The organism is Methylotenera sp. (genome assembly GCF_036401095.1).
Taxonomy (GTDB): Bacteria; Pseudomonadota; Gammaproteobacteria; order Burkholderiales; family Methylophilaceae; genus Methylotenera.
The window spans coordinates 455,308-476,209 of sequence record NZ_DASWWA010000003.1 but is presented as its reverse complement, the minus strand read 5'-3'; the positions used below and the strand labels follow the sequence as shown (position 1 = coordinate 476,209).

Sequence of the window (20,902 nt, the reverse complement as noted above, 5' to 3'; positions counted from 1 at the left end):
TAAGTGCCAAATAACCGTGGTGATACCCATGCATCTGATTGATTGGCTAAAGACTTTGTATTTATGCTGGGATTTTTTAACCTGTGCTGCCCATTATCTAGGATAATTTCACCCAACTTAATTCAATTTAATTTAAAGCATAAAAAATGACTAATCAAAATTTCTTAATAGACAATCTGGCCTTTGCAGCTCGTGGTGAGCGCCTGCAAGCCAAGCTTCCGCTTTCTGATTTCCCTAGGTTAAGCGAGCTGATTGCTTCGCAGCAAACAAAAGCCACCATGCAGGCTGGCGAGATTGAGTTTGTGTTGGAGGGTGAGAAGAATGTGCTTGGGCAATGTTTTTTGCATTTGGCGCTAAATGCCAGCCTAGCAACATCCTGTCAGCGCTGCCTGGCTGACATGCCTTTAGCTTTGGCGCTGAATTTTCACTACTTAATTAGCAATGTAGATGCGGACACGCTAGATGATGTTGAAGCGGAAGCCGGTGATGATTTTGACATTCAAGAGGTTAGTCAGGCAATGGATGTTAAGTTGCTTATTGAAGATGAGGTTATAATTGCGCTACCAATTGCGCCAGTGCATGAGGATGATTGCGCGCCAGTTACAATGCAAAGTGGTGAGAAGTCCAACCCGTTTGCTGCATTAAAAGGATTAATTAAATCTTAAAATATATAGTATTGGCTGACAAAACTAATGTTTTGTATTATTATTACGGGTTAGTTATTTAGTGTAATCTTAAATTAGTGATGCGTTATTCATTTATATGCATCGATTTACAAGTAATTGAGATGATGTTTTAATCATTTTATTGGAGTTTATTATGGCAGTTCAGCAAAACAAAAAGACACCTTCAAAGCGCGGTATGCACCGTTCGCACGACTTTTTGACAAATCCACCATTAGCAGTTGAGCCAACTACTGGCGAAACGCACTTGCGTCACCATATTAGTCCTAATGGCTACTACCGTGGCCGTAAAGTATTGCCATCAAAAGGCGAGTAAATCTACTCGGCGAACAATCTCAATAACAACTTTGGTGTAGATTGAATTGTTTGGCAGTACAGGAAACATAACGCCGCTCCATTAGCTTGGAGCGGCGTTATGTTTTAATGGTGCACCTAATTAATCATGTTGCTAGCTGATGGCAGCGATGTTCCGATTAAACTCTTACTATTCAGATTGAGTATAAAGTAATGGATATTACAATTGCAATCGACGCAATGGGTGGCGATCACGGCCCCCACGTAACAGTGCCGGCGGCATTAAAAGCATTAAGTTCAGATTCTGAGTTAAATATTGTTTTAGTGGGCTTGAGTGATGTCATAGAGGCAGAACTTAAGGCGCACAAAGCAACAGTTAGTCCGCGCCTGCGCATTCACCATGCCACTGAAGTGGTCACCATGGACGAGTCGCCGCAAAGCGCCCTGAAGAATAAAAAAGACTCCTCCATGCGCGTTGCCATTAATTTGGTTAAGAGCGGTGAAGCTAACGCCTGTGTCAGTGCGGGTAATACCGGCGCACTCATGGCAACAGCACGATTTGTGTTAAAAACTTTGCCTGGCATTGATCGCCCGGCAATCGCATCTGCCTTACCTAGTGAAAAAGGTAACACCTACATGCTGGATTTAGGTGCAAATGCCGACTGCACGCCTGAGCACCTGTATCAATTTGCCATCATGGGCGCTATGCTGGTGAGCTGTGTAGAACATAAAGAGCGCCCAACAGTGGGCTTGCTAAACATTGGCTCGGAAGATATTAAAGGCAATGAAGTAGTCAAACAGGCTGGTGAATTACTTAAAGCCAGCCATTTAAACTTTTATGGTAATGTTGAAGGTGACGACATCTTTAAAGGAACCACCGATTTAGTTGTTTGTGATGGCTTTGTGGGTAATGTCTCGCTGAAAACCACAGAGGGTTTGGCGCATATGATGGGTAAGTTCTTAACCCAAGAATTCAAAAAAAGCTGGTTAACCAAACTCATGGCACTTTGTGCGATGCCGGTACTCAAAGCTTTTAAAAATCGCTTAGACCCACGCCGTTACAATGGTGCAAGCTTCTTAGGTTTGCGTGGCATTGTAGTTAAAAGTCACGGCGGTGCAGATCGCGTAGCTTTTTACTCTGCGATTCATGTGGCAATAGAAGAAGCGCGCAGCGGAGTGCTGCGTCGTATTACCGAGCAGCTGGAAATTGAACATTTACAACCGAGTTCGGCTGTAAAAAACTCTCAGGATATGCAATGATATTTTCTCGTATAGCAGGTACCGGTAGCTATTTACCAAGCAAAATACTTACCAATGCTGATTTAGAGCATATGGTAGATACTACCGATGAATGGATTTTTACACGCACCGGAATACGCGAACGCCACATTGCAGGCGAAGGCGAATTTACAAGCGACTTAGCTTTTCAAGCTGCTAAAAGTGCAATTGCAAGTGCAGGTGTGACGCCAAATGATATTGATTTAATTATTGTTGCGACCACTACACCAGATAAAGTGTTTCCTAGCGTGGCAACAATGGTGCAAAAGAAACTGGATATATCAGGCTGTCCAGCATTCGACATACAAGCAGTTTGCAGTGGCTTTGTTTATGCGTTGACTACAGCGGATAACTTTATTAAAGCTGGCGGTGCTAAATGTGCGTTAGTCATCGGCGCTGAGACATTCTCGCGCATCACTGATTACACCGACCGCGGCAACTGTATCCTTTGGGGAGACGGTGCTGGTGCAGTTATCCTGCAAGCATCAAGTGAGCAGGGTGTTATTTCCACCCACCTGCATGCTGATGGTCGTTATGAAAACATGCTACATGTACCGCGTAATGCTGACAAGCCTGATACCGTTGTAATGGAAGGCAATGCTGTATTTAAAATGGCGGTCAACACATTGGATCAGATTGTTGATGAGACGCTTGCTGCCAATAATATGCAGAAATCAGATATTGACTGGCTGGTGCCACATCAAGCGAATATCCGCATACTGCAGGCTACTGCCAAAAAGTTAGAGATGAGCATGGATAAAGTGGTGGTAACTGTAGATAGGCATGGCAACACTTCTGCAGCATCCATTCCTTTAGCATTAGATACAGCAGTAAAGGACGGTCGCATTAAACGTGGCGACGTGATATTAATGGAAGCTTTTGGTGGCGGGTTCACTTGGGGCTCTGCATTAATTAAGTATTAATATTCAATTAACTATATAGATGATATAAAGTAATTTATGAAAAAAACAGCATTCTTTTTTCCAGGTCAAGGTTCACAATCAGTAGGAATGATGAGCGGTTTTGGAGACAATAAAATCATCCGTGATACATTCCAGGAAGCATCTGATGTTTTAGGTGTGGACTTTTGGGCAATGGCAACTGAAGCCAACGAACTGATTAACGAAACTACTAATACTCAGCCTATTATGCTAACAGCAGGCGTAGCCGCTTGGCGCGCATGGCAGGCTGTATCCGATCAAATGCCAATAGTGGTGGCAGGACATAGCTTGGGTGAGTACTCAGCATTAGTAGCCGCTGGTGCATTGTCATTTAAAGATGCATTGCCGCTAGTAAGATATCGCGCAGAAGTAATGCAAAGCGCAGTGCCTGCGGGCGTGGGTGCAATGGCTGCAATTTTAGGGTTGGATGATGATGCGGTGCGCGCCGTCTGTACTGAAGCTGCGGAAGGCGAGGTGCTGGAGGCCGTTAACTTAAACTCACCAGGACAAGTCGTCATTGCAGGTAATAAAGCTGCGGTAGAGCGTGGTATGGAAGCTGCAAAAGCCAAAGGCGCCAAGCGTGCGTTAGCTTTACCAGTAAGTGTACCGTCTCACTGTGCGCTAATGCGTCCAGCTGCACTAAAACTTGCAGACTATTTAGCAAGCGTGACCATTAATACGCCATTAATTCCTGTAGTACACAATGCTGATGTAGTGGCTTACAATGACGGCGATAAAATAAAAGACGCGTTAGTACGCCAGTTATATAGCCCAGTACGCTGGGTTGAAACTGTGCAGTATATTGCCACGCAAGGGGTTACACAATCTGCAGAGAGCGGCCCTGGTAAAGTATTAGCCGGGCTGACGAAACGTATAGTTGCGGAATTGCCATGCGTTGCTTTAACAAGTAATGACGCATTACTTGAGCTTAAAAATACACTTTAGAAAATATACTTTAAAAATTATAAGAGGTCGCTTATGTTAGCTGGTCAAATTGCATTAATCACAGGCGCAAGCCGCGGCATTGGTGCTGCTATTGCTTTAGAATTGGGTAAGCAAGGGGCAATCGTTATTGGCACTGCAACTTCTGACAAAGGCGCAGCAGCCATCAGTGAGACATTAGCCGCTGCAGGTATTCAAGGCGAGGGCATGTCTCTAGATGTGAATGATGCGGCACAAGTGGAGGCCACGCTTAAAGCGATTGGCGAAAAATACGGTGATGTCAGCGTACTTGTTAACAATGCCGGTATCACGCGCGACACCTTACTTATGCGCATGAAGGATGATGACTGGGATGCCGTTATCAGCACCAATTTAACTTCAGTGTTCCGCATGAGTCAAGCCGTGTTGCGCCCGATGATGAAGGCGCGCGCAGGGCGCATTATTAGTATTTCATCTGTGGTTGGTCATATGGGTAATGCAGGCCAAACCAACTATGCCGCAGCTAAAGCTGGCATGACTGGGTTCACAAAATCATTAGCTGCAGAGGTTGGAAGCCGCGGAATTACTGTAAACTGTGTAGCTCCAGGTTTTATTGAAACCGATATGACAGCGGAGCTGTCTGAAGACATTACCAATAAAATGCTGGCTCGTATTCCGGTAGGGCGCTTAGGGTCGGTTAAAGAGATTGCAGCCACTGTTGCGTTCTTAGCTTCACCTAATGCTGCTTATATCACTGGTGAAACCATCCACGTAAATGGCGGAATGTTGATGGTTTAATAGTCTTTTTGTATCAAGACACCATTAGATTCGCTATCAATTGATTAAGTTTTTTGTATTATTGTTGAGTTTTGGTAGAATGTTGCCTTAGCTGACTATTTTTTATATTTAAGCTATTTTTTATATTAAGGGGTATTTAGATGTCTGACATCGAACAACGTGTTAAAAAAATTGTTGCTGAACAACTAGGTGCAAATGAAGCTGATGTTAAAAATGCATCATCATTTGTAGATGATTTAGGTGCTGATTCACTAGACACAGTAGAGTTAGTAATGGCGCTAGAAGAAGAATTTGACTGTGAAATCCCTGATGAAGAAGCAGAAAAAATCACTACAGTTCAATTAGCGATTGATTACATCAATACTAACCTCAAATAAATTCACAATTAGGCAGTTTGCTCGTTCAGGGCTTACTGCCTTTTGCCTTTTTGTTTCCTAATCCCAGTCTACCTGTGTTTTTAGAGATGACTCTAGATTCCACTGGATAACTTTTACCTTAAGACCTAGGGAAGACGGAAACCGAGATAGTCCTGTTGTACATTGCTAGTTGTACAGTTTAAGTTGCGAGCAGTTTGCTGTAGCTTAATGCACATAGTAAAGAATTCTTAGAGGTATCCTGTATGTCTAAACGTAGAGTGGTTGTTACTGGTCTTGGCGTTGTATCACCTGTAGGTATTGGTGTTAAAACTGCTTGGGATAATCTTATTGCTGGTAAATCCGGCATTACACAAATTACTAAATTTGACACGAGCGCATTTGCATCGACCATTGCGGGCGAGGTTAAAGATTTTAATCCTGAAGATTTCATCACTGCTAAAGACGCTAGACGTATGGATACGTTTATTCAATACGGCTTAGCTGCCGCGATTGAAGCAGTAAAAGACTCAGGCATTGTTGCCACTGAAGAAAATGCAGAGCGTATCGGCGTTTCTATTGGTTCAGGTATCGGCGGCATGCAACTGATTGAGGACACAGATATTCTGTATAAAGAGTCTGGTCCACGCAAAATATCTCCATTTTTCATTCCTGGCACCATCATTAATATGATCTCAGGCAATTTAAGCATTATGTTTGGCTTTAAAGGCCCGAATGTTTCTATTGTTACTGCATGTACAACTGGCACGCACTCCATTGGTGATGCTTCACGTATGATTGAATACGGTGACGCAGATGTGATGATTGCCGGTGGCGCAGAAGCTGCGATTACACGCTTAAGCGTAGGTGGCTTTGCTGCGGCGCGAGCACTTTCAACACGCAATGACGACCCCGCAACCGCTAGTCGCCCATGGGATAAAGACCGTGACGGCTTTGTTATTGGTGAAGGCGCTGGTGTGATGGTGCTTGAAGAGTACGAACACGCCAAAAAACGTGGCGCAAAGATATATGCAGAATTAAGTGGCTACGGCATGAGTGCTGACGCTTACCATATGACCGCGCCAAACATGGATGGCCCACGTCGCTCTATGCGCAATGCAATGCAAAATGCTGGCATTAACCCAGATGCAGTGCAGTACGTTAATGCGCACGGTACATCAACACCACTTGGTGATACCAATGAAACCAATGCGATTAAAGCTGCATTTGGTGAGCATGCTTACAAATTAGTAGTTAACTCAACTAAATCAATGACTGGCCATTTACTTGGTGGTGCAGGTGGTTTGGAATCAGTGTTTACCGTACTGGCAATTCATAACCAAGTGTCACCTCCTACCATTAACATCTTTAACCAAGATCCTGAGTGTGATTTGGATTACTGTGCAAATACTGCACGTGATATGAAAATTGAGTACGCACTGAAAAACAACTTTGGTTTTGGCGGTACAAACGGCAGTTTGGTGTTTAAAAAAGTCTAACTAGCTTTTAAACTGAAGTAATCTGAGCCCGCATTGGTAGCCAATCGCGGGCTTTTTATTGGCCATTTTATGCTGTATTTTAAGTAGTGTATTTATGGCGTGTATGGTTTAATTACGTCTTATGGCTTCCCATCACACATCTTTAATCAATGGCAGCTTTGATCAAACCATTTCAGCCGTAGACCGTGGTTTTACTTACGGAGATGGTGTATTCCGCACCATGAAAATTAAGGATGGACAGCCAGTCAGTTGGCCCTTCCATTACCAAAAGTTAGTTGCAGATTGTGCCGCGATTGGCATAGTCTGCCCGAGTGCGGAGCTGTTAATGTGTGACATTCAGCTACTGTTTCCAATTGATGAGTTTGACAATGGGCAAATGCAGGTAGTTAAAATCATTATTACCAGAGGCGAGGGTGAGCGTGGTTATGCACCACCTGCAGTGACAATTCCGACACGCGTGTTAATTAAGTCAGCCATGCCCACGTATGCTGGGGCGCATTATACGCAAGGTGTAAAATTGCATTTGTGTGACACACGCTTGGCACTACAGCCCAAGCTAGCAGGTATTAAACACTTAAATCGCCTTGAAAACGTACTGGCGCGTATGGAGTGGCGTGATGAGTCAACATTTGACGGGTTGATGCTGGACCAAGATAGCAATGTCATTGAATGTACCATGAGTAACATTTTTGCACGGGTGGGCAAGCAGTTATTCACCCCGGATTTAAGTCAGTGCGGCGTGGCTGGCATCACTAGGCAGCGCATCCTTGGTTCAGAAGCATTGCTCGGTTTAACCACTCACGTTACAACACTTTCTTTGCTAGCGCTGTTAAAGGCAGATGAAGTGATCATTTGTAATAGTTTATATGGCGCTTTTCAGGTAACCGCCATAGGCGATCAAACATGGGGACAACAGACGTTGGCTTCTACAATTAGAAATATACTGACTCATGGTTAAACGTATTAAAAGATGGCTGTTTATCTGCCTAATTTCAATAGTATTAATAACAGCCTGGCTGGCGTATTACGCTATTTCTCCGCTCAGGTTACAACCTAGCAGCCAGGAGGTAGTGATTGCGCCAAATAGCGGGCTGCGTAGCATTGCAAATCAATTAGTTGCACAGGGCGTGTTACGTGAGCCATGGCGTTTTATTTTACTCGCCAAGCTTTTAAATAAAGAGCAGTACTTACAGGCTGGTAGTTACACTTTAAACAAAAATATTTCCCCTTATCAGCTATTGCTATCGCTCAACTATGGTAAAGCAACACAAGGCAGTGTCACCTTTATTGAAGGGCGCACCTTTGCACAAATGCGTGAAAAGCTCGCTAAAAATGATGCTGTGAAACAGACCACAACTACATTATCAGACCGTGAGATTATGCAGTTATTAGGCTCTAAATACACAACGCCTGAAGGTTTGTTTTTTCCTGACACGTTTTACTTTAATCGCCACACACCAGATATCGCACTGTTAAAAATCAGCTACGATGCAATGCAGGCTAAGCTGAATAAAGCATGGCAAACTCGTGACCCTAACTTACCTTATAAAGATAGTTATGAAGCGTTGATTATGGCTTCAATAATTGAAAAGGAAACAGGCAAACCTAGTGAGCGCCCAATGATTGCAGGTGTTTTTGTTAACAGGATGCGGTTTGGCATGCGCTTACAAACCGACCCTACTGTGATTTATGGCATGGGCTTAAAGTATGACGGAAATATCCGCAAAAAAGACTTGCTCACAGATACCCCTTACAACACCTATACCCGAAGCGGTTTGCCGCCAACGCCAATTGCGATGCCAGGCATGGCCTCTATTGAAGCTGCATTACACCCAGCCGACACTAAGGCGCTATATTTTGTAGGTAAGGGCGATGGTAGCCACGCTTTTTCTAATAATTTAAATGAGCATAACCGTGCGGTAGTGCTTTATCAGTTGAAGAAATAAAATATGACAGCAAAGTTTATTACTTTAGAAGGCATGGATGGAGCGGGCAAAAGTACCCATATCGCTGACATCATTAAAGCGCTTAGCGCACGTGGTGTAGAAGTGGTTTCCACCCGTGAACCGGGCGGCACTGAGTTAGGTGAGCGCCTGCGTGAGCTGCTGTTGCATGAAGCAATGCACCCGGAAACCGAAACCCTGCTGATGTTCGCGGCTAGACGTGAGCATATTGCCAACGTGATTGTGCCCGCATTAGCACGTGGCGCTTATGTGCTATCTGATCGCTTTACAGATGCAACTTATGCTTACCAATGCGGGGCTAAGGGCGTATTAGCATCAAAAATAGAGCAGCTTGAGTTATGGGTGCAAGAAAGCCTGCAACCAGACTTAACCTTGCTTTTTGATGTGCCGGTTGAGGTTAGTATGCAGCGTTTATCAGCCGCGCGCACCCCGGATAAATTTGAAAGAGAATCTGCCGACTTCTTCACACGCATTCGCAACGCCTATCTGCAGCGCGCACAACAGAACCCGGCAAGATTTAAAGTGATTGATAGTAACCGCCCTTTAGATGAAGTTGCCCAATCTGTAATGCAGGCAATAGCATCGCTGTGACTGATATGAGCAGTGTTACTGATATTTACCCGTGGCAAACCCAGATATGGGAGCGTTTAGCGCAGGGCGGCCAACGCCTGCCGCATGCAATCTTACTGCATGGTAGGGCAGGTATTGGCAAGTACGACTTTGCACGTAGTTTTAGCCAATCACTGCTGTGCTTGAATAGAAAGCCCGATGGAAGCGCATGTAAAGCATGCCCAAGCTGCAACTGGTTTAATGATGAAAGCCACCCGGATTTTCGTCTCTTGAGCCCAGAGCAGGAAGCGGAAGCTGACGATGCTGTGCCCAGCAAAAAAACTAAGAAAAAAACACAGATATCTGTTGCTCAGATTCGCGACTTAAGTGATTTTTTAAGTTTATCCAGCCATCAAAGTAGTGGCGTACGCATCGTATTACTGCACCCCGCTGAAACCTTAAATATTGCTTCTGCCAATGCGTTGCTCAAAATGCTGGAAGAACCAGCGCCCGGGGTAATTTTCATTTTGGTTGCACATCAATTACAGCGTTTACTGCCAACCATCATAAGCCGCTGCCAAAAAATCAACATGCCAGTACCTAGTGAGCCGCAAGCGCTTTCTTGGCTTGAGCAGCAGGGGGTTAAAAATGCGAAGCAACAACTAGCCTATTTAGAAGGCTCACCAATCAAGGTGTTTGCTGAGCAAGTACAATTTGACCAGTTATCTGAAATTTGGCGTCACTTAGCGCTGGGTGCAAAGTTAGAACCTTATGTACTTGCACCTTTGTTAATTGCCAATTCAGCCGAAGCCGGCGTGATTGCTGTCCAAAAGTGGCTATATGATATGGTAGCTGTAAAATTAGGGCAGCAGGCACGCTATCACTTACAGCACATCGGTGCTTTGCAAGCGCTGGCGGACAGAGTAAACTTAAGTCGGTTACTCGATATGCATAAAAAACTGAACGAGTTAAGAAAACTAGCCTCGCATCCGCTCAACCATGATCTGCAGATGGAAGGATTATTACTTGATTACACTAAGCTTTTTAGTGCCACGTGATTTGCCGCATTCTATAAAACACAGTAATTTTAATTTCGACATTCTTTGTTAACTTAACAGATACAACACATTAAGTAGAACCCCAATAGAGTTTAATTATGGCTGAAGATACACAAGACGAAATTAAAAACCCTAATACCATTGCACCTAAGCCCGGCGTACTATCACTGGCCATTAAAGAAAAAGCCGCTCTATATGCGGCATATATGCCATTTTTAGTGGGCGGTGGCTTGTTTATCCCGACAACAAAATCATTTCAGATAGGTGAAGAAGTATTTATGCTACTGAGCCTGATTGATGACCCAGTTAAGTTGAAAGTGGTAGGTAATGTTGTCTGGATTACTCCAAACACACAAGGTAATAAACCACAGGGCATTGGTGTTCAATTTAATGAAAAAAGTGGCGGCTTAGAAGCCCGCACCAAAATTGAAGGGCTGCTAGGTAACGCCTTGAAATCACTACGTGCTACCCATACTATTTAGTTGAAACCATTTAATTAAACACCATGCTTGTTGATTCTCATTGCCATCTTAATTTTCCAGAGCTATTAGCTAACCTACCCGCAATTAAACAATCCATGCAGGATAACGAGGTTAGCCATGCACTATGTATTTCTGTCACATTGCCGGACTTTCCCCAAGTGCTGGCACTCGCTGAGGAAAATGAAAACTTTTACGCCTCTGTGGGCGTGCATCCTGATTATGAGGATATTCAAGAACCTACTGTAGAAGAACTAATTAATCTTGCCAATCATCCCAAAGTGATTGCGATTGGCGAAACTGGACTGGACTATTTTAGGCTAACCGGTGATTTAGAATGGCAGCGCAAGCGCTTTCGTACACATATTCGCGCCGCAATCGCCACAGGCAAGCCACTGGTGATTCATACGCGCAACTCGCCTGAAGATACCTTGCGCATTATGCACGAGGAGAATGCACAGCAAGTTGGCGGTGTAATGCATTGTTTTACCGAGAGTTTAGATGTTGCGCTGGAAGCAATTGCGCTAGGTTTTTATATTTCTTTCTCTGGAATTATTACCTTTAAGAATGCGCATAGCATTAAAGAGGTGGCGAAGCATATTCCGCTAGATAGGATTTTAGTGGAAACGGACTCTCCTTATTTAGCACCTACGCCTTATCGTGGCAAAACAAACCAGCCTAGTTATGTGAAGCACGTAGCGGAGGAGGTGGCTAATTTACGCGGTATTCACTTTGATACATTAGCTACAGCAACCACTGAAAATTTCTTCAGGTTATTTAAACACGCTAAGCGCTAAAGACAAAGGCAGTCAATGCAATTAACCATGTTAGGCGTAGGCTCCAGTGCTGGCACACCAATGATAGGTTGCCAATGCAGCACATGTATCTCTACCGACAAGCGCAATCATAGAACCCGTTGCTCAAGTGCAATCACCCTGGATAATGGCAAGGTTATCTTGATTGATACTGGGCCGGATTTACGCCAGCAAGCCTTAAGAGAAGGGCTGATGAACGTAGATGCGGTGCTTTATACGCATACCCATGCAGACCATCTACATGGAATTGATGATTTACGTGCCTATTGTCAGCGGCAGCGTTGCCAGATTCCGCTATACGGCAGCCCAGATGCAATGCGCCACATTGCCGATAAGTTTGGCTACACCCTACGTGAGGCTGGTGACTTTTGGGACTTACCCATTTTAAAAGTAAATCCCGTTATTTCATCGTTTAGCTTGTTTGAACAGACGATCACCCCCATACCTATTAAGCATGGGCACAGTGATATATATGGTTACCGAATTGGAAACTTAGTATATTTGACCGATGTATCCGCAATACCAGACAGCTCAATGGAGTTTTTAAACGATGTAGATGTGCTGCTATTGGATTGCTTACGCATCACACCGCATTACACGCACGTTAACTTGGAACAAAGCCTTGCTTTAGCTAGTCAGATAGGAGCCAAAGCCACTTATTTAATCCATATGACGCATGATTTGGAGTACGCAACACTCAGTGCACAACTGCCGGCGAATGTGTTTGTTGGCTACGACGGATTAAAAATTAAAATTTAGCAGTAAACCGATTGCTCAGTGTATCGTTTGTTAATGCACGGTTCAATGAGATAATTCAGTGAGATAATAAAGCGTTAATTTTGGAGATAGATATGCAATTTAGTTTTAAGAAAGCCTTAACAACAGTAGCAATGGCCTCATTCTTAGTGGCTTCCATTTCAGTGACGCATGCTGCTCCTCCTAAAACTTATACTGAAAATGAGTTTTTAAGTACTTTTAGCGGAAAAAATAAAAAAGTAATCACTGATAAATTAGGCGCACCGTTTAAAAAGGAAATGTCAGTAAAGCCAACTGGCGCTAATACCGTGATGCTTAAAGCTGGTGCAGATGAAAGCAAATCCAAGCCAGTTAAAGTGGAGATGTGGTATTACAAAAATATCGTGAAATATGATCCAAAACGCACTTATAAAGAAACTGAAATTACGTTTGTAAATGATAAAGCAATGAATATTGCCTTCTTTAACAATCGCTAACTGATCGTCACACCCAAGCGCTTAAAGCGCAGCTTTGCCAGCTCAATTACTGGCGTCACCAAGTTGTGCTTTAAGCCCCACGACATATACAACTCCACTAAACTCGAGCCCAAGCATCACTTGCACGTGCTAATCGCCAAGCTCGAAGGCCGTTTGCCATATGGATTAAATGTGGTTTAAACTAAGCTATATCCAAGCGCTCTTACTGTTATATAAACTAAAAATATTATTTGCTCACCTGGTTTGGAGGCTATGCCAAATATGAACAATCAAGCACCCAAAGGCATATTGTTTGATTTAGATGGCGTACTTTACACTGGCGCCAACCCTATTGCAGGGGCAATTAATGCAGTAAATAGCATCCGAGCCAGCGGCATGCCATGTCGCTTTGTGACCAACACCAGCACTTTATCGTTAGCATCCTTAAACAACAAACTCACGGCATTAGGTTTTTCTATACCCAGCGGTGAGATTATCAGCGCCCCTCAAGCCACTTTACTGTACTTAAAACAGCAACCCCATGCTACCTGTCGCTTACTGTTAGCTGATGACGTTAAAAAAGACTTTGATACATTGCCTCAATCAGCAACTAATCCAGACTACATCGTGGTAGGGGATATAGGTAATGCCTGGACTTACGCATTGCTCAATGATGTGTTTAACGCATTGATGAATGGCGCAAAGATAATCACTATCCATAAGAACAAGTTCTGGCAAACCGAGCAGGGCTTGCAAATGGATATTGGCGGCTTTGTAGAGGCTTTGGAATATGCCAGTGGCGTTAAAGCCATGGTGATCGGCAAGCCATCCCCTGAGTTTTTTAAAATCGCACTGGATGACTTAGGGCTGGCACCTGCAGAAGCCATGATGGTGGGTGATGATATTGATGTAGATGTGGGAGGCGGGCAGCAAGTAGGGTTGACTGGGGTGTTGGTTAAAACTGGCAAGTATCGCCAGCACTACGCCGAAGCCTCGGCGATTAGGCCTGATGTCCTGATTGATTCAGTAGCAGATTTACCGCAAGTACTAGGGCTGTGAACTAAGTAATATCAAATAGCCATGATTGTTGTTAAACGGTGAAGAATGGAGTCTGGTATGAATAACGAAACTTTCAATATGAGCATTCGTAAGTTTTTAAAAATGGCCGGCATTAGTTCCCAGCGGGAGATTGAACAAGCTGTGGCACGGGCCAGCGCAAACAATACGCTCAAGGGAAATGAGCATTTACCCGTTAAAATGACGCTCACAATAGGCGCATTAAACCTGAATGTCAGCTTTGATGGGACTATTGACCTTGGTTAATATAATCAGTAACTTATAAAATTAAGTTACTTTAAAAGCTTAATATTTTTTGCGCTAAGTTTTGCCTCATGCTTAGGCATTATTGCCTGCCAGCATATTTACTTTAGTTGCCATGATGAAGTCATTCTCATGCAAGCCGTTGATTTTGTGTGTTTGAAAAACAACGCTACAGTAACCCCAGCCTATCGTGATATCTGGATGGTGCTCCTCTTGTTCGCACAACAGGCCAACACGCTGCGCCAGTGCTAATGCCTCCATAAAGTTCTTAAGCTTAAATGTACGTTTAATTTTGGTTGCATCGTCGCGTAACTCCCATCCTGGCGCCAGCGCTAGGTACTGATTAGCGACTTCACAGGTCATAGGTGGAATACCGCCTTGGCAAGGCGTACACTGTTTGGTGGTCAGGTCTATATTGTTCATGAAAGCTCTCCTTAATGATTGATAGAGATACATGACTTCTGACATATTTTTAATATATTAGTTGTTTTTCAAGCACTTTTTTGCAGGAGGCGTATCATGGAACTTATAAACAGGCCATAAGTCCCATTTATGGCACAGGGCGCGTGGTGTTGGTGCTACCAGTAATGGCGCTATTATTGGGTTAAGCCAATACCGTGGAAAGTGCCGAATATGTTGCGCTAGAAGTTCATAGCGAATGTGGTGGGCATGATGACTACTACGAAACAATTAGATGAGTTAATTAACCGTGAATATCAGCATGGTTTCTATACGCAGCTAGAAGCTGACACCATCCCGCTTGGCCTAAGTGAGAGCACCGTCAGTCTAATTTCCGCCAAGAAAAATGAGCCTGCATTCATGCTGGACTGGCGCTTAAAGGCTTACCAACACTGGTTAACGCTTTCTGAGCCCACATGGCCGAACCTGCATTACCCTCCAATTGACTATCAGCACGCTTATTATTACTCTGCGCCCAAATCAGAAAAAACCGGGCCGCGTGATTTATCAGAAATTGACCCTGAGCTACTGCGCACCTACGAGAAGCTAGGCATTCCACTCAAAGAGCAGCAGATATTAGCTGGCGTAGCGGTAGATGCAGTATTTGATAGCGTATCGGTAGCCACCACCTTTAAACAAAAGCTATCTACGCTCGGTATTATTTTCTGTCCATTCTCTGAGGCCGTGCAGAAACACCCTGAATTGGTGCAGCAATACCTTGGCTCAGTTGTGCCTTATACCGATAATTTTTTTGCAAGCCTGAATGCGGCCGTGTTTAGCGACGGCTCGTTCTGCTACATTCCGCCCGGTGTTAGATGCCCGATGGAGCTTTCAACTTACTTCCGCATAAACGCTAAGAATACCGGTCAATTTGAGCGTACGCTGATTATTGCTGACAAAGATTCCTATGTGAGCTACTTGGAAGGCTGCACGGCACCGATGCGAGATGAAAACCAACTGCACGCTGCCGTGGTAGAGCTGATTGCGCTAGAAGGTGCGCGAATCAAATATGCTACAGTGCAAAACTGGTACCCCGGAGATAAAAACGGCAAAGGGGGCATTTATAACTTCGTCACCAAACGCGGGGATTGCCGTGGCGATAGGTCTCATATCTCATGGACGCAGGTAGAAACGGGGTCTGCCATTACCTGGAAGTACCCAAGTGTGATTTTGCGTGGCAATAGCTCTGTGGGTGAGTTTTATTCAGTTGCGCTGACGAACCACTACCAGCAAGCCGACACGGGCACTAAAATGATTCATATCGGCAGAGACACCAAGAGCACGGTGCTTTCTAAGGGAATTAGCGCAGGCCATGGTCAAAACACATATCGTGGACTTATTAAGGTGCTGTCTGGCGCAGAAAATGCACGTAACTATACCCAGTGTGACTCATTGCTACTGGGCTCTAAATGCGGTGCACATACGTTTCCATACATTGAGGTTAAAAACCACAGCGCAAAAGTGGAGCACGAAGCCTCAACCTCCCGCATCGGTGAAGACCAATTATTTTACTGCACCCAACGCGGCATCCCTCCTGAAGATGCCGTATCAATGATCGTTAGCGGCTTCTGCAAAGCAGTGTTTCAGGAGCTGCCTATGGAGTTTGCAGTTGAAGCACAGAAATTACTAGGCGTAAGCCTAGAAGGCGGTACTGGATAGGAGAGGTAACATGCTATCTATTAAAAACCTGCACGCATCGATTGATGGAAAAGAAATATTGCGCGGCATTGACCTTGAAGTAAAGGCGGGAGAGGTGCATGCCATCATGGGGCCGAATGCTTCTGGAAAAACTACGCTAGCCCAGCTACTGGCCGGCCGAGCAATTTACACTGTCACTGCAGGCATTGTGCAGTATCTAGGCCGCGACTTACTCAGCATGACACCAGAGCAACGTGCTTGTGAAGGCGTGTTTCTAGCGTTTCAATACCCAGTTGAAATTCCCGGTATCAGTAATGCGTTATTTCTAAAAACAGCGCTTAACGCCGTACGTAAATATCACCTGCTGCCGGAGTTGGACGCGATGGACTTTTTGAGTCTGGTGCGTGAACGTATGAAACGGGTGGGGATGGATGATGCCATGCTGTTACGTGCGGTGAATGAAGGGTTTTCTGGCGGGGAGAAAAAGCGTAATGAGATTTTGCAACTGAGTGTACTGCAGCCACGATTAGCCATACTTGATGAAACGGATTCTGGCCTTGATATTGATGCACTCAAACTGATTGCGGATGGCATCAACGATATGCGTGACCCTGCACGCGCCATTATTCTGGTGACGCACTACCAGCGTCTTTTGGACTACGTAGTACCAGATTTTGTGCATGTGCTGTCACAAGGACGTATTGTTAAATCAGGTGGAGCAGATTTGGCTAAAAACCTTGAGCGGCATGGTTATAGCTGGGTTGACACTGATGCCATCGCTAGCCTAGCCACTCAAGCTAATCAGGCAACACAAGCGCCTCAGGCACATTAGGAGCTCAATCATGCATGTGCAACCACAATCTTGGCAAAATGTAGCGTTAGCGCTAGTGCCATATGAGTTGGCAGGTAGCGGCACGCCTTGGGTGTTGGCAACTAGAAAAGCTGCATTCAAACGTTTTGAAGCACATGGCTTTCCGACCAAACGCGAAGAGGAGTGGAAATACACCGACGTGTCATTGATTAGCAAGCGCGGAACGCTAGCGCCTGACAACATCCCTCCGGAAGCGTCATCTGAAGCAAAGTTGTTCGCTTGGACTTTACCTAGTGAGGGCATGCACCTGATGGTATTTGTGAATGGGCATTTTGATTCAGGCTTATCTACCATTGATGATTTGCCTGCAGGTGTACAGATAGGCAGCCTGGCAGACATGCTAGATGAAGGTGCGGAACTACCAAAAGACCTGTTTAAGCAACAGCATGAACACACTGTTTTTTCTGCGTTAAACAATGCGTTTGTAACTGACGGTGCAGTATTGAATATTGCTCCGGGTACAGTGGTAGACAAACCAATTTATATTTTATTTATTGCCAGCGGGCACGGCACTGCCATTTACCCGCGCATGATTGTCATGGCTGGTGCTGGCGCACATGCCACCATCATTGAGCACTATATGGGCACTTTAGATGCGCATAACTTTACCAACGCGACAACCCAAATTAACTTAGGTGCCGGCGCCACCATTGAGCATTGCAAGCTGACGCAAGAAGGCCCAGCAGCGGTACACATTGCCGGCGTCCACGCGCAACAGGCGGAGGGCAGCCACTTCACTTCTAAATCATTTGTATTTGGTGGGCGCTTAGTGCGTAACGATATTACCGTTAGCCTAAATGATCCTAACTGCACATGCACCTTAGATGGCTTATATCTGTTAAATGATAAGCAGCATGTTGACCACCATACGCGTATTGACCACATGGCAGCCTCATGTACTAGCAGCGAATATTACCGAGGCGTGTTAGATGGTGAGTCACGCGGCGTGTTTAACGGCAAAGTCATTGTGCACCCTGGCGCTAACAAAACTGATGCGAATCAGACCAACCATAACCTGCTGTTATCACGGCAAGCTGAAATTGATACTAAGCCGCAGCTGGAGATTTTTGCAGATGATGTCAAATGCACGCATGGGGCTACCGTTGGGCAATTAAGCGATGAAAGCTTGTTTTACTTACGCTCACGCGGCTTAGATGAAGTAGTAGCACGCTCAATGCTGATTTATGGATTTGCTAATGACATCATCCGTGGCGTAGATGTGCCTTATTTACGCACACGCCTAGAGCATCTTTTGTTAGATCGTTTGCCTCAAGGGGAGATGGTCAAGGAGCTGCTATGAAAATGGGTGAATTCAATATGAACAAGCAGGGTGGTACAAGTGATGCAAGCACGGTTGAATCCGAGATTAAAACCCACCTGCTGGTACAACATTGGCGAAAAGACTTCCCCATACTGCACACCAGCTTGTACGGTAAGCCGCTAGTTTATTTTGATAATGCCGCCACCACACAAAAACCATCGATAGTCATCGAGGCAGAGAATCACTATTACCGTCATATCAACGCTAATGTGCATCGCGGCATTCACACCTTAAGCCAGCAAGCAACAGAAGCTTTTGAAGCCACCAGAAACAAGATACGGCAATTTATTAATGCGCGATACGAGCATGAAATAATATTTGTACGCGGCACCACAGAAGCCATTAATTTAGTCGCACAGAGCTTCGGGCGCAGCAGATTCAAGGCTGGTGATGAAATTATTATCAGTGCCATGGAGCACCATTCCAATATTGTGCCCTGGCAAATACTGTGTCAGCAAACCGGTGCCGCACTACGCATAGTGCCGGTGAGTGACGATGGCGAGCTGGATATCAATGCCTATCAGGCTTTACTCAAGCCTAAGACCAAACTGGTTGCCATCACACATGTATCCAACACTTTAGGCAGCATTAACCCTGTTAAAACCATCATCAAGCACGCACATGAGCTACATGTGCCGGTGTTGCTGGATGGCGCACAGGCGATTGCTCATATTCCTGCTGATGTGCAGGATTTAGACTGTGACTTCTATGCTTTTTCCAGCCACAAACTATATGGGCCAACAGGGATTGGCGTGCTTTATGGCAAAGCAGAGTTGTTAGACGAGATGCCCCCATACCAAGGGGGAGGGGATATGATTAGCTCAGTGAGTTTTGAGGGCACAACTTACAACAAACTGCCTTATAAGTTTGAAGCGGGCACCCCCAACATTGCCGGTGCAGTTGGCCTTGGCGCCGCTGTAGACTACCTCACAGCGATTGGGCTGGATGCCATTGTAAAACATGAGCAATCGCTATTAAGTTATGCAACTGAGCTGATTGCAAACATCCCCGAGCTACGCATCATTGGCAACGCTACGCAGAAAACCGGCATCATTTCATGGGTAATGGCTGGTGTGCATCCGCATGATATCGGTACCTTTTTAGACCGGCAAGCTATTGCCGTCCGCACCGGGCACCACTGCACCATGCCATTGATGGAGCGCTTCGGAGTGCCGGCAACGGTGCGTGCCTCATTTGCGCTATACAACACAAAAAATGAGGTAGATAAGCTGGTGAGTGCGATTTACCAAGCTAGGGAGTTATTTAAATGAACGACCTGCGCGATCTCTATCAGGACATGATTTTTGACCATTACCGCCAGCCAAGAAACTATGGTCGGTTAGAACATGCTAACCATAAAGCAGAGGGCTACAACCCATTATGTGGGGATAAAGTAACCTTAACGCTAATACTCAAAGATGGTGTCATTCACGACCTAAAGTTTGAAGGTGCCGGCTGTGCAATTTCAACGGCATCCGCCTCGCTGATGACTGAGTCACTGAAAGGTAAAACTGTAGAAGAAGCACTCAGCATGCTAGAAGACTTTAAAGCATTGGTGACCGGTGCCAGTGTAGCTAAGGATATGGGTAAGCTCTCAGTATTGGCTGGCGTACAGGCTTTTCCACAGCGGGTTAAATGCGCCACGCTGGCATGGCACACATTGCAGGCAGCATTAAATAGCAGCACAGAACCAGTGACCACGGAGTGAGTAATATATGATGTTTGATTGGAAAAAATTTGCAGATGAGCAGCAAGCCCCAGCACCGGGCAAAGAGGCGCTTTTACTGCGCGTGAAAGAGATGTTGCGGTCAATATACGACCCCGAACTACCAGTCAACATATACGACCTTGGCTTGGTTTACCAATTAGAGGCAACAGAATCCGGGCATATCAATGTCACCATGACACTCACCACGCCTAATTGCCCAGTGGCGCAAACTTTCCCCGACACAGTACGAGAAAAACTGCTGTGTGTGCCAGGCGTTAACGGCGTAGATGTAACCTTAGTATGGGACCCACCTTGGGGCCGCGACAGCATGAGTGAAGCGGCTAAATTGCAACTTGGCATGTTATAAGGAGCGCAATCATGAGTAACTGGATGGATGTGGTGGCAATAGACGACTTTAGATCTGGCACTTGCCGCGTGGTAAAGACAGATGAGGTAGAGATTGCGGTATTTAATATTGATGGTCGCTATTATGCGATTGATAACCTATGCAGCCACGAAGAGGCAGAACTATCGACCGGAAAACTTGAGCGTGATGAAATCATTTGCCCGCTGCATGGTGCGCACTTTTCTTTAGTAACAGGAGAGGCACTCACGGCACCTGCCTATGAAAATATACGAACCTATCCCGTAAGAATTAATAATGGATGGCTGGAAGTGGACAGTGAGCTACAGTGGGATGTTGCCTAGTAAGAGACTTATCGCGATGATTTAACAGCCTATT

26 protein-coding genes are annotated in these 20,902 nt (G+C 45.1%); 25 read left to right on the top strand and 1 reads right to left on the bottom strand.

The window, feature by feature from the left end:
* The first annotated feature begins 146 nt into the window (after positions 1-146).
* The 18 genes from VGD82_RS04035 (at position 147) to VGD82_RS03950 (ending at position 14,166) form a co-directional block, all read left to right on the top strand.
* Positions 147-665 (top strand): YceD family protein, encoded by a 519-nt coding sequence (locus VGD82_RS04035; RefSeq protein ID WP_331019169.1) that lies wholly within the window; start codon positions 147-149, stop codon positions 663-665.
* A gap of 154 nt (positions 666-819) precedes the next feature.
* Complete coding sequence (gene rpmF / locus VGD82_RS04030) at positions 820-999, top strand: 50S ribosomal protein L32 (protein ID WP_015832088.1); 180 nt, start codon at positions 820-822, stop codon at positions 997-999.
* Between the two features lie 191 nt (positions 1,000-1,190).
* Complete coding sequence (gene plsX, locus VGD82_RS04025) at positions 1,191-2,237, top strand: phosphate acyltransferase PlsX (protein WP_331019168.1); 1,047 nt, start codon at positions 1,191-1,193, stop codon at positions 2,235-2,237.
* On the top strand, positions 2,234-3,178 hold the full coding sequence (locus tag VGD82_RS04020; RefSeq protein WP_331019167.1) for a beta-ketoacyl-ACP synthase III: 945 nt from the start codon (positions 2,234-2,236) through the stop codon (positions 3,176-3,178). Before plsX ends, VGD82_RS04020 begins: the two co-directional genes overlap by 4 nt.
* A 36-nt stretch (positions 3,179-3,214) precedes the next feature.
* Complete coding sequence (gene fabD / locus VGD82_RS04015; protein ID WP_331019166.1) at positions 3,215-4,141, top strand: ACP S-malonyltransferase; 927 nt, start codon at positions 3,215-3,217, stop codon at positions 4,139-4,141.
* A 33-nt stretch (positions 4,142-4,174) separates the two neighbouring features.
* Positions 4,175-4,915 (top strand): 3-oxoacyl-ACP reductase FabG, encoded by a 741-nt coding sequence (gene fabG / locus VGD82_RS04010; protein WP_331019165.1) that lies wholly within the window; start codon positions 4,175-4,177, stop codon positions 4,913-4,915.
* A gap of 140 nt (positions 4,916-5,055) precedes the next feature.
* Positions 5,056-5,292: an acyl carrier protein gene (acpP, locus tag VGD82_RS04005; RefSeq protein WP_015832083.1), complete on the top strand. Its 237-nt coding sequence runs from the start codon at positions 5,056-5,058 to the stop codon at positions 5,290-5,292.
* Positions 5,293-5,534: 242 nt separating this feature from the next.
* Complete coding sequence (gene fabF / locus VGD82_RS04000) at positions 5,535-6,767, top strand: beta-ketoacyl-ACP synthase II (protein WP_331019164.1); 1,233 nt, start codon at positions 5,535-5,537, stop codon at positions 6,765-6,767.
* Positions 6,768-6,888: 121 nt separating this feature from the next.
* Positions 6,889-7,725: an aminodeoxychorismate lyase gene (pabC, locus tag VGD82_RS03995; RefSeq protein WP_331019163.1), complete on the top strand. Its 837-nt coding sequence runs from the start codon at positions 6,889-6,891 to the stop codon at positions 7,723-7,725.
* Positions 7,718-8,713, top strand: coding sequence for an endolytic transglycosylase MltG (gene mltG, locus VGD82_RS03990; RefSeq protein ID WP_331019162.1), 996 nt, complete (start codon positions 7,718-7,720; stop codon positions 8,711-8,713). Before pabC ends, mltG begins: the two co-directional genes overlap by 8 nt.
* Positions 8,714-8,716: 3 nt before the next feature.
* Positions 8,717-9,322, top strand: a complete 606-nt coding sequence (gene tmk / locus VGD82_RS03985; RefSeq protein ID WP_331019161.1) for a dTMP kinase — start codon at positions 8,717-8,719, stop codon at positions 9,320-9,322.
* Positions 9,323-9,327: 5 nt separating this feature from the next.
* Positions 9,328-10,338 carry a DNA polymerase III subunit delta' gene (holB, locus tag VGD82_RS03980; RefSeq protein ID WP_331019160.1) on the top strand — a complete coding sequence of 337 codons (1,011 nt, stop codon included), beginning with the start codon at positions 9,328-9,330 and terminating at the stop codon, positions 10,336-10,338.
* A gap of 98 nt (positions 10,339-10,436) precedes the next feature.
* Positions 10,437-10,820, top strand: a complete 384-nt coding sequence (locus VGD82_RS03975) for a PilZ domain-containing protein (protein WP_331019159.1) — start codon at positions 10,437-10,439, stop codon at positions 10,818-10,820.
* Positions 10,821-10,843: 23 nt separating this feature from the next.
* Positions 10,844-11,614 (top strand): TatD family hydrolase, encoded by a 771-nt coding sequence (locus VGD82_RS03970; RefSeq protein WP_331019158.1) that lies wholly within the window; start codon positions 10,844-10,846, stop codon positions 11,612-11,614.
* 15 nt (positions 11,615-11,629) lie between these two features.
* Positions 11,630-12,391 (top strand): MBL fold metallo-hydrolase, encoded by a 762-nt coding sequence (locus VGD82_RS03965; RefSeq protein ID WP_331019157.1) that lies wholly within the window; start codon positions 11,630-11,632, stop codon positions 12,389-12,391.
* Between the two features lie 92 nt (positions 12,392-12,483).
* On the top strand, positions 12,484-12,864 hold the full coding sequence (locus VGD82_RS03960) for a hypothetical protein (protein WP_331019156.1): 381 nt from the start codon (positions 12,484-12,486) through the stop codon (positions 12,862-12,864).
* Between the two features lie 261 nt (positions 12,865-13,125).
* Complete coding sequence (locus VGD82_RS03955; RefSeq protein WP_331019155.1) at positions 13,126-13,902, top strand: TIGR01458 family HAD-type hydrolase; 777 nt, start codon at positions 13,126-13,128, stop codon at positions 13,900-13,902.
* Between the two features lie 57 nt (positions 13,903-13,959).
* The gene (locus tag VGD82_RS03950) at positions 13,960-14,166 is read left to right on the top strand and encodes a DUF6494 family protein (RefSeq protein WP_331019154.1); all 207 of its coding nucleotides are present in this window, start codon (positions 13,960-13,962) and stop codon (positions 14,164-14,166) included.
* Between the two features lie 72 nt (positions 14,167-14,238).
* On the opposite strand, the gene VGD82_RS03945 is transcribed toward VGD82_RS03950, so the two are convergent.
* Positions 14,239-14,586 carry a 4a-hydroxytetrahydrobiopterin dehydratase gene (locus VGD82_RS03945; protein ID WP_331019153.1) on the bottom strand — a complete coding sequence of 116 codons (348 nt, stop codon included), beginning with the start codon at positions 14,584-14,586 and terminating at the stop codon, positions 14,239-14,241.
* Positions 14,587-14,835: 249 nt separating this feature from the next.
* Here VGD82_RS03945 and sufB point away from each other — a divergent pair, with 249 nt between their 5' ends.
* From sufB to VGD82_RS03910, 7 genes are read left to right on the top strand one after another with little or no spacing between them, the layout of a single operon-like run.
* Entirely contained in the window at positions 14,836-16,281 is a 1,446-nt protein-coding gene (gene sufB / locus VGD82_RS03940; protein WP_331019282.1) for a Fe-S cluster assembly protein SufB, read from the top strand.
* A 10-nt stretch (positions 16,282-16,291) separates the two neighbouring features.
* Entirely contained in the window at positions 16,292-17,092 is an 801-nt protein-coding gene (gene sufC / locus VGD82_RS03935; RefSeq protein WP_331019152.1) for a Fe-S cluster assembly ATPase SufC, read from the top strand.
* A gap of 10 nt (positions 17,093-17,102) precedes the next feature.
* Entirely contained in the window at positions 17,103-18,431 is a 1,329-nt protein-coding gene (gene sufD, locus VGD82_RS03930) for a Fe-S cluster assembly protein SufD (RefSeq protein WP_331019151.1), read from the top strand.
* Entirely contained in the window at positions 18,428-19,723 is a 1,296-nt protein-coding gene (locus VGD82_RS03925; RefSeq protein ID WP_331019150.1) for a cysteine desulfurase, read from the top strand. The genes sufD and VGD82_RS03925 overlap by 4 nt, the downstream gene beginning before the upstream one ends.
* Positions 19,720-20,160, top strand: coding sequence for a Fe-S cluster assembly sulfur transfer protein SufU (gene sufU, locus VGD82_RS03920; protein WP_331019149.1), 441 nt, complete (start codon positions 19,720-19,722; stop codon positions 20,158-20,160). Before VGD82_RS03925 ends, sufU begins: the two co-directional genes overlap by 4 nt.
* 7 nt (positions 20,161-20,167) lie before the next feature.
* On the top strand, positions 20,168-20,527 hold the full coding sequence (locus VGD82_RS03915; RefSeq protein WP_331019148.1) for an iron-sulfur cluster assembly protein: 360 nt from the start codon (positions 20,168-20,170) through the stop codon (positions 20,525-20,527).
* 11 nt (positions 20,528-20,538) lie between these two features.
* Entirely contained in the window at positions 20,539-20,868 is a 330-nt protein-coding gene (locus VGD82_RS03910; RefSeq protein ID WP_331019147.1) for a non-heme iron oxygenase ferredoxin subunit, read from the top strand.
* Positions 20,869-20,902 lie beyond the last annotated feature (34 nt).